Origin of the sequence: Streptomyces violaceoruber, assembly GCF_033406955.1 — a bacterium.
Classification (GTDB): domain Bacteria; phylum Actinomycetota; class Actinomycetes; order Streptomycetales; family Streptomycetaceae; genus Streptomyces; species Streptomyces violaceoruber.
Map to the genome: position 1 here is coordinate 6,618,156 of NZ_CP137734.1, position 16,143 is coordinate 6,634,298.

The following is a 16,143-nucleotide window of genomic DNA, read 5'->3' on the forward strand; positions in this document are numbered from 1 at the left end:
TCCGCCACGAGGGCGCTCCGGCGCCTTGCGATCGCACGCACCAGACGCCGCCGGGCCCGCCCTCCGGGCGGACGACGGGAATCATCGGACAGGCCCTGTGCGGGACGCGCTCGCGTCCCGCACACCACCCACCGCACCGCACCAGGAAGGTGTCCCCTCGTGGAAAACGGCGCCGCCCCGACCGCCCCGGCCGTGATTGTCGCCATCGACGGCCCCTCCGGCACGGGCAAGTCGAGCACGTCGAAGGCCGTGGCCGCACAGCTCGGCCTCAGCTACCTGGACACCGGTGCGCAGTACCGGGCGATCACGTGGTGGATGGTCACCAACGGCATCGACACCGACGACCCGCACGCCGTCGCCGCCGCGGCCGGCAAGCCCGAGATCGTCTCCGGCACCGACCCGGCCGGCCCGACCATCACGGTCGACGGCGTGGACGTGGCCGGACCGATCCGCACCCAGGAGGTCACCTCCAAGGTCAGCGCGGTCAGCGCCGTACCGGAGGTCCGCGCCCGGATCACCGAGCTGCAGCGCACCATCGCCGCCGCCGCGCCGCTCGGCATCGTCGTCGAGGGCCGCGACATCGGCACCACCGTGCTGCCGGACGCCGACCTCAAGATCTTCCTCACCGCCTCGGCGGAGGCCCGCGCCGCCCGCCGCAGCGGCGAGCTGAAGGGCGCCGACGTCCACGCCACCCGCGAGGCCCTGATCAAGCGGGACGCCGCCGACTCCAGCCGCAAGACCTCCCCGCTGGCCAAGGCCGGCGACGCGGTCGAGGTGGACACCACCGCCCTCAGCCTGCCGCAGGTCATCGAGTGCGTCGTCACCCTCGTCGAGGAGAAGCGGGCCGGGAAGTGACCGCATCCTCCGCCGCGCCCGCCCCCTCCGAGAAGGGCGCCGAGGTCGGCCGGCGCATCGGCGTCGGCCTGATGTACGGGCTGTGGAAGCCGCGCGTGCTCGGCGCCTGGCGGGTGCCCGCCACCGGTCCGGTGATCTACGCCGTCAACCACGCGCACAACATCGACGGCCCGATGGTCATGGGCGTCGCGCCCCGGCCGACGCACTTCCTGATCAAGAAGGAGGCGTTCGTCGGCCCGCTCGGACGCTTCCTGACCGGCATCGGCCAGCTGAAGGTGGACCGCCACTCCGCCGACCGCGCGGCCATAGGGCAGGCGCTCGGCGTGCTGGCCGACGGCGGCGTCCTGGGCATCTTCCCGGAGGGCACCCGGGGCGAGGGCGACTTCGCCTCGCTGCGCGCCGGGCTGGCCTACTTCGCGGTGCGCAGCGGCGCGCCGATCGTCCCGGTGGCGGTGCTGGGAAGCACGGACCGTCCCGGACGGTTGATAAAGGCGCTGCCCCCGCTGCGCTCCCGCGTGGACGTCGTCTTCGGCGACCCCTTCGACGCGGGCGACGGCAGTGGGCGGCGCACCCGCAAGGCCCTGGACGAGGCCACCGAACGCATCCAGAAGCAGCTCACCGCGCACCTGGAAAACGCCAGGCGCCTCACCGGGCGCTGAGTGACACTTGAGTAGTGGATCACCCGGTAAAGGGGTGTTCCACCGATCACCACGATGAACGAGGTACGGACTTCATGAACGACCACATCCACCCCGAGGGCTCGGGCGCGGAGCACGACCACGGGGCGCTCGGCGACGCCGAGTACGCGCAGTTCATGGAGCTGGCCGCCGAAGAGGGCTTCGACATCGAGGACGTCGAGGGCGCGATCGAGGAGGCCGGGCACGGCCCGCTGCCCGTCCTCGCCGTCGTCGGCCGCCCCAATGTCGGCAAGTCGACCCTCGTGAACCGCATCATCGGCCGCCGCGAGGCCGTCGTCGAGGACAAGCCGGGCGTCACCCGCGACCGCGTCACCTACGAGGCCGAGTGGGCCGGGCGCCGCTTCAAGGTCGTCGACACCGGCGGCTGGGAGCAGGACGTCCTCGGCATCGACGCCTCCGTGGCCGCCCAGGCCGAGTACGCCATCGAGGCCGCCGACGCGGTCGTCTTCGTCGTGGACGCCAAGGTGGGTGCCACCGACACCGACGAGGCGGTCGTCCGGCTGCTGCGCAAGGCCGGCAAGCCCGTCGTGCTGTGCGCCAACAAGGTCGACGGCCCGAGCGGCGAGGCCGACGCCTCCTACCTGTGGTCGCTGGGCCTCGGCGAGCCGCAGCCGGTCTCCGCGCTGCACGGCCGCGGCACCGGCGACATGCTGGACCGGGTCCTGGAGGCCCTGCCGGAGGCCCCGGCGCAGACCTTCGGCACCGCCGTCGGCGGCCCGCGCCGCATCGCCCTGATCGGCCGCCCCAACGTCGGCAAGTCCTCACTGCTGAACAAGGTCGCGGGCGAGGACCGCGTCGTCGTCAACGAACTGGCCGGCACCACCCGCGACCCGGTCGACGAGCTGATCGAGCTGGGCGGCGTCACCTGGAAGTTCGTCGACACGGCGGGCATCCGCAAGCGCGTCCACCTCCAGCAGGGCGCCGACTACTACGCCTCGCTGCGCACCGCCGCCGCCGTCGAGAAGGCGGAGGTCGCCGTGATCCTCGTCGATGCCTCCGAGTCGATCTCGGTCCAGGACCAGCGGATCGTCACCATGGCCGTCGAGGCGGGCCGCGCGATCGTCGTCGCCTACAACAAGTGGGACACCCTCGACGAGGAGCGCCGCTACTACCTGGAGCGGGAGATCGAGACGGAGCTGGGCCAGGTGGCGTGGGCGCCGCGGGTCAACGTCTCGGCGCAGACCGGCCGGCACATGGAGAAGCTGGTCCCCGCGATCGAGACCGCCCTGGCCGGCTGGGAGACCCGCGTCCCGACGGGCCGGCTCAACGCCTTCCTCGGCGAGCTGGCCGCCGCCCACCCGCACCCGGTGCGGGGCGGCAAGCAGCCGCGGATCCTCTTCGGCACCCAGGCGGGCACCAAGCCCCCGCGGTTCGTGCTCTTCGCCTCCGGCTTCATCGAGGCGGGCTACCGGCGCTTCATCGAACGCCGGCTGCGCGAGGAGTTCGGCTTCGAGGGGACGCCGATCCACATCTCGGTGCGGGTGCGCGAGAAGCGCGGCGCGAAGAAGAAGTAGGAAGCGGGAACAGGCGAGCGACGGGTGAGGGGCGCCCCCGGCCGGGGGCGCCCCTCACCCGTCGCTCGTCCGGCGGTCAGGTACCGGACCGCGGGGCCGGTGGCAGCGCCGCCGGGACGTGGTGCGTGCCGCCGACGCGCTGCCACACCGACTGCTGGCCGACGCGGGCGCTCTGGGCCCCCGCGCTGTAGGCGCTGTAGCCGCCTCTGCCGCGCGGGATGCTCCTGAAGGCCGTGAATCCCAGCTCCTCCTCACCGCTGCGATCGCCCGGCAGCGATCGGAAGGACCTGACGTACTCGGCGTAGAGCGCGTCGTAGATCGGCGTGGCCGAGGGGCCGCCGTGGCGGTGGAAGGCGTCGTATGCGTACACGTATGTCCAAACGACCCCGCGCGGGAAGGGATGCGGCCTGGGTGACGGCCGTCCGGCCGCCGACCGGACGGGCTCAGGTTCCCGCCAGCGGCAGCGCCGCCGCGACCAGCTGTCCGTTCGCCGCCGCCTTGTCCAGCGCGTCCCGCAGCAGGTCCTCGCGCGGCTGCCGGCCGATCGACCCGACGGGGGCGGCGAACATCAGCACCTGCTGGTGCTTGTTGGCCGCCGTACGCCAGCCCTCGGTGACCTGGAGCGGCTGGTGCGCCTGCCACCAGGCAACCGGCCGGCCGCCGTTCGTCCCGGGCTGGAGCACCGCGTGCAGCTGGCCCATCGCGAGCAGGACCGACCAGCCGTGCAGCACGGCCGGCGTGGACGCCAGCTCGGTGACCGGCATGAAGCCCTGCTCGATCAGCAGCGGCAGGAAGTCGTCACCGGCGCCGGAGGTGCCGGGCCGCGCGATGGGAGCGGTCGGCTCCACCACGAGGGCCGGGTGCAGCTCCCCGGCGATCAGGATCAGCCCGCTGGTCACACCGAGCACGGCCTGCTCGGGCGCGGCCTTCTCGGGGGCCGCGGGAGCGGACTCGGAGCGGGCCTGGTCGGCGCTGATGGACCGCACCGCCCCCTGGAGCTGCTCCTCGGTGACCTTGACGACCTGCGAGGGCAGGCAGCCCGCGTGGGCGAACGCGAGCACGGCGGTCTCGTCCCCGATGAAGAGGACGGTGCTGGTGCGCTCCTGCTCGCAGTCGCCCGGGGTGCGGCAGGACGTGCAGTCGTAGCTGCCCGGGGCGGACTCCCCGGCCAGCAGGCGGTCGGCTTCTTCGTCGCCGATCTCGGCGCGTACGTCGTCGCTGACGTCGAGCATGCGCGGCACGGGTGGCTCCCTCGGGATGCGGTGCGTGGCCGGACCGGGTGGCTCCCGGGCCGTGGTCCGGGCGGGTCCCCGGCTCATGCAAGGACAACGGGGGATCAGTGGCGGGAGTCACGCCCCAAGGCCGACGGAATCGAACCGTGCGGCGCTCGCGATCGCCCCAGGGCCGCGCGCGTCGGCGCACGCCCAAGTGGGGTGCGGCAGAACGGGATTGGGCCGCCGGAACGGGTCGGGCGGTCCCGCTCGCGAGTCGACAAATCAGGAAATCAGCGAATGAACTGGGTGACCGAAAAGGAGTGCTGCCGGGCGCTCCCGCCCGTCGTGACCACATCGCAATCGGACACGGACAACCAGAAGGCAGGGTTCCGGGTCTAACCGGACGACGAGAAGCCCAGGGGAGGAACCGCACCGCATGCCGCCGCCGCCATCGCCGGCCGCCCCGCTGCGCGCCGACTGCATCGGCGACTCCGCGGGCGGTCTGACCTTCGACGTCGCCGCGCGCGGAAACGCCGGGGCGGCCCTGCTCGTCCTGCGCCGCCGCGCCGCCGACGCCCCCGACGGCGAGGGAGAGACGGTCAGCCTGCCGCTGGCCCCGGCGGCGGAGGGCCGGCTGCGCGCCGCGCTGCCCAGCAGCGTGTCCCTGCCCGAGGGCCGCTGGGACGCCTACGCCCTCCTCTCCGGCGGCGAGCCGCGACGCCTGGTGCCCGGCGTCACCGACCTGCGCTCCCTCGCCGAGCGCACCCCCAGCGGGCTGCTGGGCCACGTCGCCGTCCGCATCCCGTACGCCACCCGGCAGGGCAACCTCACGGTCCGCAGCTGGCTGCGCGCCCCGCACGCGGAGGCGGTGGAACTGCGCCTCGCGAGCGGCGGCCTGACCGTACGCGGGCGGGTGTACGGCACCCAGTTCGTGCCCGGGGCGGACGCCGAGCTGCGGGCCCGGCCCGGCGACGGAGCGGGCGGCGAGGACGGCGGCGGCGTACGCCGGGTGCACGTCACGGCCGAGCGGACGGAGTTCACCTTCACCGTGCCCTACGAGGGCCTGGTGCCCGGCGTCTGGGACCTGTGGCTGCGCCCTGCCGGAGACGCCGGTCCGGTGGTGCGCCTCGCGCGGCTGCTGGACGACGTCGCGGACAAGAACCCGGTCTTCACCTTTCCCCGCGCACGCGTGCGGACGCCCCAGGGGCCCGTGGAGGCCGGCCCGTACTACACCCGGGACAACGACCTGTCGCTCACCGTCAGCCCGCTGGACGCCGACGCCTGACCGGGTGTCCGATGTTCGATTCGTGTAAGTGATCCGCGGGCCGTTCCGCAAGGGTGTGCGTGGGTGCTCGGGAATGTTCGGGTACGGAATGCGTGGCCCGGGCAAGGGTGCCCGAAGTCTTTTGCGTCGGCGTCCGCCGCGATTTGTCCGACCGGCTGCCGGGGGACGCAGAAATAGGTCTCGGCTGCTTGTGGAACGCAGGTAAAAACGTCCGTCCGGGTGAACGGGTTCCAGTAAAACGCGCCTCGTGATCTTGTGACGAAAATGTGACCGTCGGTGCGTCCGGGGCCCGTGTTACCGGCCTGGGCTTCCCCGCTCCGGGGGCAGGGCATAGCGTGGCGGCATGGCACCGATTCCGACACCCCCCGCCGAGCCCCAGGACAGTCCGGACACCTACGTCGGCCTCGATTCCGACGCGGCCGAACGGCTGGCGCGGGAGCGGGGCTGGTCGACGGTGCGGTCGTTGGCGCCGGGCACGGTCATCACCATGGAGTACCGGGTGGGGCGTCTCAACTTCGAGGTGAAGGACGGCCGGGTGTCCCGGGCCTGGAAGGGCTAGGGGCCGCCGTTTGGATCAGGCCGACTCCGGGCGACGGCGCCTTGTTGCCGACCGCGCCCCCCGGCAGGACCCGAACGACACCCCCTGGGGCCCAGGGCGGCCCCGGGGCCGGTCAGCCGCCCGACAGGGGCCGTGCGGTGGGCGCCGTGTTGCGGGCGTGCCGGTCGCTGTGCGGCGGCCTGCGGCTGCCGGCCGGGGTCACCGGCGTACGGTCCGAGCGGGCCGTGTGCGGGCCCGGCGCCAGGTGCGCCGGGGCCCGGGCGGTGCGGGGCGCGGCGACCGGCTCGCGGGCCGGTGCCTGGGGCCGGCTGCCGGAGCCGGGCGGGCTGACGGGTACGGGCGGGCCGAGCGGCGGCCTCGTGGTGCTCCGGCGGTCGCGACGGGTGTACCAGCGGTCGCGCAGACCGAGGATCCACGCCTCCGCACGGGTGATCAGCGGCTCGAACCAGGGCAGCGCCAGCAGGATCAGCAGCCCCGCCACCCAGCCCAGGAGCACGTCGCTGAGCCAGTGCGTGCCGAGGTAGACGGTGGACATGCCCACCCCGAGCGAGGTGACCGCGGAGATCGCGGACAGCCAGCGCCGGGTCCGGTGCGTGGAGGCCAGGTAGGCGAGGATGCCCCAGGTGACGACGGCGTTCGCGGTGTGACCGCTCGGAAATATATCGCCGCCGAGCCACATCTCGTTGGCGCCGATCGTGGTCGCGTAGTGCGGTCCCAGTCGCCCCATGCCGTACTTGGCGGCGCCGACCGTGACGTTCAGCAGGAGCAGTGAGACGCCCAGCGCCAGCAATGGACGCAGGGTGTGCTGCCGCCAGGAGCGCCAGCCGAGCCAGGCCGCGACCATCACCGCGGTGGGGCCGCGCTGGCCGAGTACCACGTAGTAGTCGACGAACGCGTGGATCTCCGGCCACTGCTGGTAGGGCCGGAAGAACATGACCTGCCAGTCGAGCCGGACCAGCCACGAGGTGATCACTACGGCCCACACGATCGCGATGTAGAACGCGAGGGTCCCGGCGAACAGCGCGATCCTGTGCCGGGACATCTCCGGCACGTCCAGGAGCGCCGGTCGTTCCGGCTCCCGGTCCAGTCTCGCGAACACCCGGTCCAGACGGGTGGGCTTCCGTTCGGTACGCACCCAATCGACGTTACAGCGAGTGAGGAGTGATCCCGGCCGAATCAACGGGTTTGTGATGACGATGTGATGTGGGATTCCTCTCAGGCGGCGCCCTATTTCCGGGTAATCCGCAATCCCGTCCGGCCGTGGACTTCAATTCTTTTGATCTGTCCGGTCGGCGGTTTATCGTGCTTGTGAATTCGTTTACCGAATGCTGGTGCGGAATTGTCCCGGAGGTCACCGGGCGTACCCCGCGGGCCGGGGCGGGCCGGTCAGGGCGGGCCGGAGCCGTTCAGCCAGAACGCCCCGTACACCGCCGCCGCCACCGCGACACCGCACACCACCGGCGCCGACCTGGCGGTGCGCAACCGGGCCAGGCCCACGGCCGGCGGGAACAACAGCGGGAACGCGGGCAGCAGCAGCCGGGGCTTCGAGCCGAAGTAGCTCGACGCGCACAGGGCGAGCACGGTGACGAGCCCCGCGTACACCAGCAGCGGGAGCGGCTGGCGCTGCCGTACGCACACCACGTACAGCCAGACCAGGAGCGCGACCCCGACGATCAGTCCGACGCCCGCCAGGGCCCCCGGGAACGACGTGAACTGGGCGGCGACGAAGCGGGCGAAGGCCGCGCCGCCGTCGAAACCGTTGCGCCAGCCGGCCTGTACGTCGAGATAGCCGAGCGGGCCCTTGCCGGTGCGGTGGCCGACCCACAGGACGTAACCGGCCGCGCCCAGGGGTGCGAGCAGCATGCCGAGCACGCGCCGCGCGCCCGGAGTGCCGCCCGCGTCGCCCGCGCCGCCCTCGCTCCGGCTTCGCGCGAACGCGATGACCGCGGCCGCCCACACCGCCGCCGTCACGGCGAGCCCCACCGGGCGGGTGAGGCCCGCCAGCGCGGCCAGCGCCCCGGCCGTCACCCAGCGTCCGGTCAGCACCGCGTACAGCGACCAGGCGGCCAGCGCCGTGAACAGGGACTCGCTGTAGGCCATCGACTGCACGACGCCGACCGGCAGCACGGCCCACAGCAGCACCGCGCACACGCCGACCCGGCGGTCGTGGACGTGCTCCGCCACCGCGAAGATCCCCCAGGCCGCGGCGAGCGAGGCGAGCAGGGAGACGACGAACCCCGTGTCGGCGTACGACAGGGGCGTCACCGCCGCGCCGAGCCGCTCCAGCCAGGGCAGCAGCGGGAAGAACGCCAGGTTGGAGTGCACGTCGCCGCTCGGCAGCCGCACCTCGTAGCCGTACCCCAGCTCGGCGACCCTGGTGTACCAGAGGGAGTCCCAGCGGGCCGTCAGCAGCGTGTACGCGCTCTTGTCGCGCGCGGCACTCCACAGGGCCAGGGCGAGCAGGCCCAGCGCGCGCACGGCCGCGTAGCCGAGGAGCGCCGGGGCGGCCCGGCGCAGGGCACCGGACGGACCCGGGGCGCCCCGGCGGGCCGCGCCGCGCGTTTCAAGATCGGTCACGGGCCCGATTATCCGTCGGCCGCGGGGACGGGAGTCCCGCCGGGGCGGGTGGCACGGTGGCCGCAGTGGTGCATGCCACACGGGTGACACGGGATGTGTGAGCCCCGACACGTGTGCGATGCCCGGTCTCGCGTACTCTGGCGAGTCACTCGCGTTCCGTTGCACGGCCCGGAGCTCCCCCCGCTCCTCTCCGGCCGAGCCGCAGGGGAGTCCCCACCCCGCGGCCCGCCGGACGCGAGGGAACATCTTGGAGGTACGTACATGTCCGGGACGACCACGGCTGCCGCCGCGCCGCGCCGTCGGGCGGCCGGGGCCGGTGCCAACCGCTGGGTGGTCCTCGTCGTCCTCTGCGTCAGCCTGCTGCTCGTCGCCGTGGACGCGACCGTGCTGCACGTGGCGGTCCCCGCCGTCACCGAGGACCTCCGGCCCGGCGCCATCGAGCTGCTCTGGATCGTCGACGTCTATCCGCTCGTCTGCGCCTCGCTGCTGATCCTCTTCGGCACGCTGGGCGACCGGGTGGGCCGCAGACGGGTCCTGCTGCTCGGCTACGCCCTGTTCGGCGTCGCCTCCGCGCTCGCGGCCCTCGCCGACACCGCCCAGGTGCTGATCGCGGCCCGCGCGCTGCTCGGCGTCGGCGGCGCCATGATCATGCCCGCGACGCTGTCGATCCTGCGGCGGGTCTTCCCCGACCGGCGGGAGCGGGCGCTGGCCATCGGCATCTGGAGCGCCGTGGCCGCGGTCGGCGCGGCGGTCGGTCCGCTGCTCGGCGGCTTCCTCCTCGAGCACTTCTGGTGGGGTTCGGTCTTCCTCGTCAACATCCCGCTGATGCTGGTCAGCCTGCCGGTGGGGCGGCTGCTGCTGCCCGAGTCGAAGGGTGACGGCCGCGGGCCCTGGGACGTGGTCGGCGCGCTGATGGCGGCGGGCGGCCTGTTCGGGGCCGTCCTCGGCGTGAAGCGGCTGGGCGGCGGGGAGCCGGCGGCGAGCCTGCTCACCGTGCTGCCGCTGGTGCTGGGCGCGGCGCTGCTGGCGGGATTCGTACGGCGGCAGCGGCGGCGTACGTATCCGCTGGTCGACCTCGCGATGTTCCGGCGGCCGGCGTTCAGTACGTCGGTGGGGTGCATCGTGCTGGCCATGCTGGCGCTGGTGGGGCTCGAGCTGATCGCCGCGCAGTACTTGCAGCTGGTGCTCGGTCTCTCCCCGCTGGAGACCGGGCTGCGGCTGCTGCCGCTGACCTTCGCGGCGATGGCGGCGGGGCTCGCGGGTGCGCGGCTGCTGCGGCGTTTCGGGCCGCGGCGGATGGTGTGCGCGGGGTTCTGCCTGACCGCCTTCGCGGTGGTGCTGCTCACGGCGATGGGCCGGGCCGACAACTGCGCGCTGCTGCTGACCGGGTTCGTGCTGCTCGGCTTCGGTCTGGAGACGACGCTGTTCGGGGCGTACGAGTCGATGCTGAGTGAGGCGCCGCAGGAGCAGTCGGGGGGCGCGGCGGCGATCGGGGAGACCTCTTACCAACTGGGCGCCGGGATCGGCATCGCCCTGCTGGGCAGCGTGATGAACGCGGCGTACGCGCCCGGGCTGACCGGGGGCGTGCCGGGGGTGCCGGCGCCGGCGTCGGCGGCGGCGGGGCATTCGCTGGGGGAGGCGTACGAGGTCGCCGCGCAGCTCGGGGGGCCTGCGGGGGTGGCGTTGCGGCGGGCCGCGGGGGACGCGTTCGTGCACGGGCTGCATGTGACGTTGGTGGTGAGTGCGGGGTTGTTGCTGCTGGGGGCGGTGATGGCGTTGCGGTTGCCGCGGGCGATGCAGTGCGAGGAGGTTTCCGTGCCCGCGCCCCGGGGGGCGGTGGATTCTCCGTCCCGTGTCTCGGTGTGACCTCACCGTCTCCCATCGACGCACCACGCGTTCGCCGTCGGGTGCGGGGCGGACGTCTCCCGTGGGTGGCCGAGGAGCGCCCGTGGCCGCCGGGGCCGTCATGGGGTCCGGTTCCAGAGCTGCGGCATCGTGGGTAGGCCCCGTGTCGTCCGCTTCTCACCACGTCTCGTCATCCCCCACCGCAAGCCGCCGACGGCGGGTCACCCCCGCGGGCGACGTCCGACTCGTTCCCGGCGGTGAGCGGCTGCTGCACGGGTGGGAGGCGGGCATGGTGGACGTGCGCAGCGCCGCATCGTAGCGTCGGCAGCGACAGCCGTGACTAGCGGCGCTAGTTTTAAGAGTCCCGAAGGGTGTCCCATGGCCGCGTCCCCGAAGTTGCCCGCGTTCGACCCCGCCGACCCCCTCGGCATCGACGACCTGCTCGAGCCGGAGGACCTCGCCGTCCGGGACACCGTGCGGAGCTGGGCCGCGGACCGCGTGCTGCCGCACATCGCGGACTGGTACGAGAGCGGCGAGCTGCCCGGCATCCGGGAGCTCGCGCGGGAGCTCGGGGGTATCGGCGCGCTCGGCATGTCGCTCGAGGGGTACGGCTGCGCCGGTGCGTCCGCCGTCCAGTACGGGCTCGCCTGCCTGGAGCTGGAGGCGGCCGACTCCGGCATCCGCTCCCTGGTCTCCGTGCAGGGCTCCCTCGCCATGTACGCCATCCACCGCTTCGGGAGTGAGGGGCAGCGGCAGGAGTGGCTGCCGCGCATGGCCGGCGGTGAGGTCATCGGGTGCTTCGGGCTGACCGAGCCCGACCACGGGTCCGACCCGGCCAACATGCGCACCAACGCCAAGCGGGACACGGGTGGCGACTGGGTGCTCAACGGACGCAAGATGTGGATCACCAACGGCTCGGTGGCCGGTGTCGCCGTCGTCTGGGCGCAGACCGAGGAGGGGATCCGCGGCTTCGTCGTGCCGACCGACAGTCCCGGCTTCTCCGCGCCCGAGATCAAGCACAAGTGGTCCCTGCGGGCCAGCGTCACCAGCGAGCTGGTGCTCGACGACGTACGGCTGCCCGCCGACGCCGTGCTGCCGGAGGCGACCGGGCTGCGCGGCCCGCTCAGCTGTCTCTCACACGCCCGTTACGGCATCGTCTGGGGTTCGATGGGCGCGGCACGCAGCTCTTTCGAGGCGGCCGTGGAGTACGCGAAGTCGCGGGAGCAGTTCGGGCGGGCCATCGGAGGCTTCCAGCTGACCCAGGCCAAGCTCGCCGACATGGCGGTCGAACTGCACAAGGGGATTCTGCTCGCCCACCACCTGGGGCGGCGCATGGACGCCGGCCGCCTGCGTCCCGAGCAGGTCAGCTTCGGCAAGCTCAACAACGTACGCGAGGCCATCGACATCTGCCGTACGGCCCGCACGATCCTCGGCGCCAACGGGATCTCCCTCGAATACCCCGTGATGCGGCACGCGACGAACCTGGAATCGGTGCTCACCTACGAGGGCACCGTCGAGATGCACCAGCTGGTGCTGGGCAAGGCGCTCACCGGGCTCGACGCCTTCCGGTAGGAGGCGGCCGGCGAGCGGGGGTGCGGGGCCGTGGTGTGCGGCCCCGCCTCAGCTCTGGTTGAAGAATCCGTCGGAACGGTGCGCGGCGGACTCGCCGCTGATGACCTGGGTGTCGGCCGGGCTCAGCAGGAACACCCGGGTGGACACCCGCTCGATCGAACCGCGCAGGCCGAAGATGAGCCCGGCCGCGAAGTCGACCACGCGCTTGGCGTCGGTGCCCTCCATGGCCGTCAGGTTCACGATGACCGGGACCCCGTCCCGGAACAGCTCACCGATGGCCCGTGCGTCCCGGAAGCTGTCCGGGGTGACCGTCGCGATGCGGCGGCCCTTCTCCTCGGCCACGTCCGAAGCCACCTTGACCCGCGGGTCCGTGACCCAGGCGTCCCCGGACTCGGGGCCCTCGGAGTAGTCGTCGTCGTAGTAACGCTCGTCATCGTTGTTGTCGTCGACGAGGCCGAGCCACGCACTCGCCTTGCGTACCGATCCCATGGACGCCTCCTCTCACAGCGGTCTTTCGTGCTTCCGCATCCCTATGGTCATCCATGATGCGGACGTCGCGCCAAGTGGATAGACGCCGCGCGGGGGGTTTGTGACGGTACTGGTGCACAGCGGATACGTCGAGAGTCCTTGTGTCCCAAGGGCCGTTTCCCAAACGGCTGCTGACTGTGAGTGAAATATGATTCTTCACGGCACACGGGTGAGGACGGGTGCGTACGGGTGATGGCGGCGGTCGGTACGATGCCGCAGCTCAGCGTCGTACCAACCACGGGGGAGCGTCGTGTTCGGAATCGTCAGGCCGTGCAGGCACCGGCTCGGAGAGAGCCTCACGAGCCAGTGGATGGCTCATTTGTGCGGGTTGTGCCTCGCACTGCGCAAGGACCACGGACAGTTCGCGCGGATCGTGACGAACTATGACGGGCTGCTCATATCGGTGTTGACGGAGGCTCAGGCCGGGCGGGGCGGTGCGGGCGCCGGGCGGCGCACCGCCGGGCCCTGCCCGCTGCGCGGGATGCGCACCGCGTCCGTCGCGCACGGCGAGGGCGCCCGGCTCGCGGCGGCCGTCTCCCTGGTGCTGGCCTCGGCCAAGGTGCGCGACCACGTCGCCGACGGGGACGGCCTGCTGGCCCGCCGTCCGGTGGCGCTCGCCGCCCGCCGGATCGCCGGCGGCTGGGACGCGGCCGGGGCGCGCGGCGGCGGCGCCGTCGGCTTCGACACCGCCGTACTGGTCGACGCCGTGGACCGGCAGGGCGGCATCGAGGCGCTCGCGGGGCCCGGGACGCCGCTGCTCACCGTCACCGAGCCGACCGAGACCGCGACCGCCGCCGCCTTCGCGCACACCGCGCACCTCGCCGGGCGGCCGCACAACGCCGTGCCGCTCGCCGAGGCCGGGCGGCTCTTCGGCCGGCTCGCCCACCTCCTGGACGCCGTGGAGGACCGGGAGGCCGACGCCGCCTCCGGCGCCTGGAACCCGCTCACCGCCACCGGGACGCCGCTGGCCGAGGCCCGGCGGCTCGCCGACGACGCGGTGCACGGGGTGCGGCTGGCCCTGCGGGAGGCCGAGTTCACCGACGGGCGGCTGGTGCACCGGCTGCTCGTGCACGAGCTGGGCAGTTCCGTGGACCGCGCGTTCGGCACCGTCTCGTGCGCCCATGGCAGCCATCCGTACGCCCCTCCCGGCGCGCCCGGCACCCCGGGCGCTCCCGGCGGCCCCGGTGGGCCGACGCCCCCGGAGCCGCCGCGCCGCGACCGGCGCGGGCTGCTCGCCGGCTGTGCCGTGTGGCTGGGGCTGGCCTGCACGTGCCAGATGTGCTGCGGCACCTTCAACGACCCCTGGAGCGGCCAGCGCAGGGAAGGGCTCTGCTCCCAGTGCGACTGCGGCAACTGCTGCGACTGCTGCGACTGCTGCAGCAACTGCTGCGGCGACGACGGGTGCGGCTGCGGCTGCGACGGCTGCGACTGCGGGTGCAGCTGCTGAGACGCCGTTGGTCTGCGTCTCGGTCTGTCCGACCCGGTGTGGAAGGCTTGAGCCATGACGAAGGGCTCACCCGGCGACACACCGGACAAGGCATCCGACCGAGCACCCGGCGACGCGTCCGACGCGTCCGACGCGTGGAGGCGGTGGCACGAGCAGCGGGTCGCCACGGTCTCGGCGCCCTACGGGCCGCTCGCGCTGACCGGCACGCACTGGCTGGAGGATCATCCGGACGGGCAACTTCCGGACATCCCCGGCCGGTGGACGACGGACGGCGACGCGGTGCTGCTGACGGCCGGCCGCGCGGACGGGCTCACCGTGGACGGGCGGCTCCTGGACGGCGAGGCACGGCTCACGGCCGACCGGGGACCGGTGGGCGCGGCCCGGGTGGCCCGCGGCGAGCGACGGCTGGTCGTGCTGGTCCGCGAGGGGCTGTGGGGCGTCCGTGACTTCGACCCGGCCGCCCCCGCGCGGCGGGCGTTCCGCGGCATCGCCGCCACGCCGTACGACCCGCGCTGGTCGGTGCCGGGCCGCTTCACCCCGTACGACACGGGGCGGCGCAGCGTGCGGGTGCCGAACGCGGACGGCCGGGAGCGCGGGCTGGCGCTCGGCGGGGAGCTGGCCTTCGAGCTGGACGGACGGGCGCACACCCTCCAGGTGGGCGTCGAGGACGACGGCTCCCTGTGGGCCGTCTTCGCCGACGCCACCAGCGGAAGCACCAGTTACCGCTTCCGGTTCCTGCGCCCGGCCGCGCCGGACGCCGAGGGGCGTACGACCGTCGACCTGAACCGTGCGCTGCTGCCGCCGTGCGCGTTCGCCGACCACTTCGTCTGTCCCTTCCCGCCGCCGGGGAACACCCTGGGGGCCCGCGTCGAGGCGGGGGAGCGCGAACTGCGCTGACGCCGTCGGGGGGTTGGTAAAGGTCGTTCAAAGCTTGACGGCCGAAAGGCGCTCTTGCGCCGACCGGACGTTCGGCCGAATACTCCAACCTCAGCGCTTGTCAGGGGCACGACGTATTCGGAACCCGGAGGTCCGTCCCTGGCTGCGCCTCACGGGCCCCCACCCCCACGAGAGGGGCCCCCGACTTCCCCTGTGGAGGAACGAAAAGTGAGGATCAAGCGCACCACCCCCCGCAGCGGCATCACGAGACGGACTCGGCTGATCGCCGTTTCCACCGGCCTCGTGGCCGCCGCCGCCGTCGCGATCCCCAGCGCGAACGCGGCACCCGCCCCGGCCACCTTCAGTGCCGCCGAGCTGAGCAGCGCCGGCAACGCGGTACTCCAGGCCGACGTCCCCGGCACCGCCTGGGCCGTCGACAGCAAGTCCGGCCGGGTGCTGCTCACCGTGGACAGCACCGTCTCCCAGGCCGAGATCGCGAAGATCAAGGAGCAGGCCGGCGACAAGGCCGACGCGCTCACGATCAAGCGCACTCCCGGCAAGTTCAACAAGCTCATCCAGGGCGGTGACGCCATCTACGCGAGCAGCTGGCGCTGCTCCCTCGGCTTCAACGTCCGCACCAGCAGCGGCGCCGAGTACTTCCTGACCGCCGGTCACTGCACCGACGGCGCCGGCGCCTGGCGGGCCAGCTCCGGAGGCACCGTCATCGGACAGACGGCGGGCTCCAGCTTCCCGGGCAACGACTACGGCATCGTGCAGTACACCGGGTCCGTCTCCCGGCCCGGCACCGCCAACGGCGTGGACATCACCCGCGCCGCCACCCCGAGCGTGGGTACCACCGTCATCCGTGACGGCTCCACCACCGGCACCCACAGCGGCCGGGTCACCGCCCTGAACGCCACCGTCAACTACGGCGGCGGCGACGTCGTCGGCGGGCTGATCCAGACCACGGTCTGCGCCGAGCCCGGCGACTCCGGCGGCTCGCTCTACGGCAGCAACGGCACCGCGTACGGTCTGACCTCCGGCGGCAGCGGCAACTGCTCCTCCGGCGGTACGACGTTCTTCCAGCCGGTGACGGAGGCCCTGAGCGCCTACGGCGTCAGCGTCTACTAGTCGGCCGTCGAGCGCAGCCGGCAGCGCGACGAGCCCCCGCAC

Annotated in this window: 15 protein-coding genes; 10 read left to right on the plus strand and 5 right to left on the minus strand. The window is 73.1% G+C overall.

Annotation, left to right across the window (positions count from 1 at the left end; genetic code table 11):
* Positions 1-159 precede the first annotated feature (159 nt).
* The 3 genes from cmk (at position 160) to der (ending at position 3,067) form a co-directional block, all read left to right on the plus strand.
* Positions 160-855, plus strand: a complete 696-nt coding sequence (gene cmk / locus R2E43_RS29600; RefSeq protein ID WP_011027958.1) for a (d)CMP kinase — start codon at positions 160-162, stop codon at positions 853-855.
* Positions 852-1,514 carry a lysophospholipid acyltransferase family protein gene (locus R2E43_RS29605; RefSeq protein ID WP_003977065.1) on the plus strand — a complete coding sequence of 221 codons (663 nt, stop codon included), beginning with the start codon at positions 852-854 and terminating at the stop codon, positions 1,512-1,514. The genes cmk and R2E43_RS29605 overlap by 4 nt, the downstream gene beginning before the upstream one ends.
* A 74-nt stretch (positions 1,515-1,588) precedes the next feature.
* Positions 1,589-3,067 carry a ribosome biogenesis GTPase Der gene (gene der / locus R2E43_RS29610; RefSeq protein ID WP_003977066.1) on the plus strand — a complete coding sequence of 493 codons (1,479 nt, stop codon included), beginning with the start codon at positions 1,589-1,591 and terminating at the stop codon, positions 3,065-3,067.
* A 76-nt stretch (positions 3,068-3,143) separates the two neighbouring features.
* Here der and R2E43_RS29615 read toward each other — a convergent pair whose 3' ends face one another.
* Positions 3,144-3,437, minus strand: a complete 294-nt coding sequence (locus tag R2E43_RS29615) for a hypothetical protein (RefSeq protein WP_003977067.1) — start codon at positions 3,435-3,437, stop codon at positions 3,144-3,146.
* Between the two features lie 73 nt (positions 3,438-3,510).
* Positions 3,511-4,308 carry a hypothetical protein gene (locus R2E43_RS29620; RefSeq protein ID WP_003977068.1) on the minus strand — a complete coding sequence of 266 codons (798 nt, stop codon included), beginning with the start codon at positions 4,306-4,308 and terminating at the stop codon, positions 3,511-3,513.
* Positions 4,309-4,717: 409 nt separating this feature from the next.
* Between R2E43_RS29620 and R2E43_RS29625 the strand changes: the two genes are divergently transcribed.
* Entirely contained in the window at positions 4,718-5,566 is an 849-nt protein-coding gene (locus R2E43_RS29625; RefSeq protein ID WP_011027957.1) for a hypothetical protein, read from the plus strand.
* A gap of 343 nt (positions 5,567-5,909) precedes the next feature.
* Positions 5,910-6,125, plus strand: coding sequence for an I78 family peptidase inhibitor (locus R2E43_RS29630; RefSeq protein WP_003977071.1), 216 nt, complete (start codon positions 5,910-5,912; stop codon positions 6,123-6,125).
* A 112-nt stretch (positions 6,126-6,237) separates the two neighbouring features.
* On the opposite strand, the gene R2E43_RS29635 is transcribed toward R2E43_RS29630, so the two are convergent.
* Positions 6,238-7,260, minus strand: coding sequence for a phosphatase PAP2 family protein (locus R2E43_RS29635; RefSeq protein ID WP_011027956.1), 1,023 nt, complete (start codon positions 7,258-7,260; stop codon positions 6,238-6,240).
* Between the two features lie 251 nt (positions 7,261-7,511).
* Complete coding sequence (locus tag R2E43_RS29640; protein ID WP_003977073.1) at positions 7,512-8,702, minus strand: mannosyltransferase family protein; 1,191 nt, start codon at positions 8,700-8,702, stop codon at positions 7,512-7,514.
* Positions 8,703-8,963: 261 nt separating this feature from the next.
* Between R2E43_RS29640 and R2E43_RS29645 the strand changes: the two genes are divergently transcribed.
* Together R2E43_RS29645 and R2E43_RS29650 are read left to right on the plus strand one after the other, a co-directional pair.
* Complete coding sequence (locus R2E43_RS29645; protein ID WP_003977074.1) at positions 8,964-10,568, plus strand: MFS transporter; 1,605 nt, start codon at positions 8,964-8,966, stop codon at positions 10,566-10,568.
* A 357-nt stretch (positions 10,569-10,925) separates the two neighbouring features.
* Entirely contained in the window at positions 10,926-12,119 is a 1,194-nt protein-coding gene (locus R2E43_RS29650) for an acyl-CoA dehydrogenase family protein (RefSeq protein ID WP_003977076.1), read from the plus strand.
* 48 nt (positions 12,120-12,167) lie between these two features.
* Here R2E43_RS29650 and R2E43_RS29655 read toward each other — a convergent pair whose 3' ends face one another.
* Complete coding sequence (locus tag R2E43_RS29655; RefSeq protein WP_003977077.1) at positions 12,168-12,608, minus strand: cell division protein SepF; 441 nt, start codon at positions 12,606-12,608, stop codon at positions 12,168-12,170.
* A gap of 289 nt (positions 12,609-12,897) precedes the next feature.
* Here R2E43_RS29655 and R2E43_RS29660 point away from each other — a divergent pair, with 289 nt between their 5' ends.
* The 3 genes from R2E43_RS29660 (at position 12,898) to R2E43_RS29670 (ending at position 16,101) form a co-directional block, all read left to right on the plus strand.
* Positions 12,898-14,094: a DUF5685 family protein gene (locus tag R2E43_RS29660; protein ID WP_011027954.1), complete on the plus strand. Its 1,197-nt coding sequence runs from the start codon at positions 12,898-12,900 to the stop codon at positions 14,092-14,094.
* A gap of 54 nt (positions 14,095-14,148) precedes the next feature.
* Positions 14,149-14,991, plus strand: a complete 843-nt coding sequence (locus R2E43_RS29665; RefSeq protein ID WP_136209092.1) for a DUF1684 domain-containing protein — start codon at positions 14,149-14,151, stop codon at positions 14,989-14,991.
* A 207-nt stretch (positions 14,992-15,198) separates the two neighbouring features.
* Entirely contained in the window at positions 15,199-16,101 is a 903-nt protein-coding gene (locus tag R2E43_RS29670; protein ID WP_003977080.1) for a S1 family peptidase, read from the plus strand.
* The last annotated feature ends 42 nt before the right edge of the window (positions 16,102-16,143 follow it).

What these genes read in the sequence shown, in the direction of transcription:
- der (WP_003977066.1), top strand. Translation starts at nt 1,589, where the DNA reads ATGAACGACCACATCCACCCCGAGGGCTCGGGCGCGGAGCACGACCAC.
- R2E43_RS29625 (WP_011027957.1), top strand. Translation starts at nt 4,718, where the DNA reads ATGCCGCCGCCGCCATCGCCGGCCGCCCCGCTGCGCGCCGACTGCATC.
- R2E43_RS29650 (WP_003977076.1), top strand. Translation starts at nt 10,926, where the DNA reads ATGGCCGCGTCCCCGAAGTTGCCCGCGTTCGACCCCGCCGACCCCCTC.
- R2E43_RS29655 (WP_003977077.1), bottom strand. Translation starts at nt 12,608, where the DNA reads ATGGGATCGGTACGCAAGGCGAGTGCGTGGCTCGGCCTCGTCGACGAC.
- R2E43_RS29645 (WP_003977074.1), top strand. Translation starts at nt 8,964, where the DNA reads ATGTCCGGGACGACCACGGCTGCCGCCGCGCCGCGCCGTCGGGCGGCC.
- R2E43_RS29665 (WP_136209092.1), top strand. Translation starts at nt 14,149, where the DNA reads ATGACGAAGGGCTCACCCGGCGACACACCGGACAAGGCATCCGACCGA.
- R2E43_RS29630 (WP_003977071.1), top strand. Translation starts at nt 5,910, where the DNA reads ATGGCACCGATTCCGACACCCCCCGCCGAGCCCCAGGACAGTCCGGAC.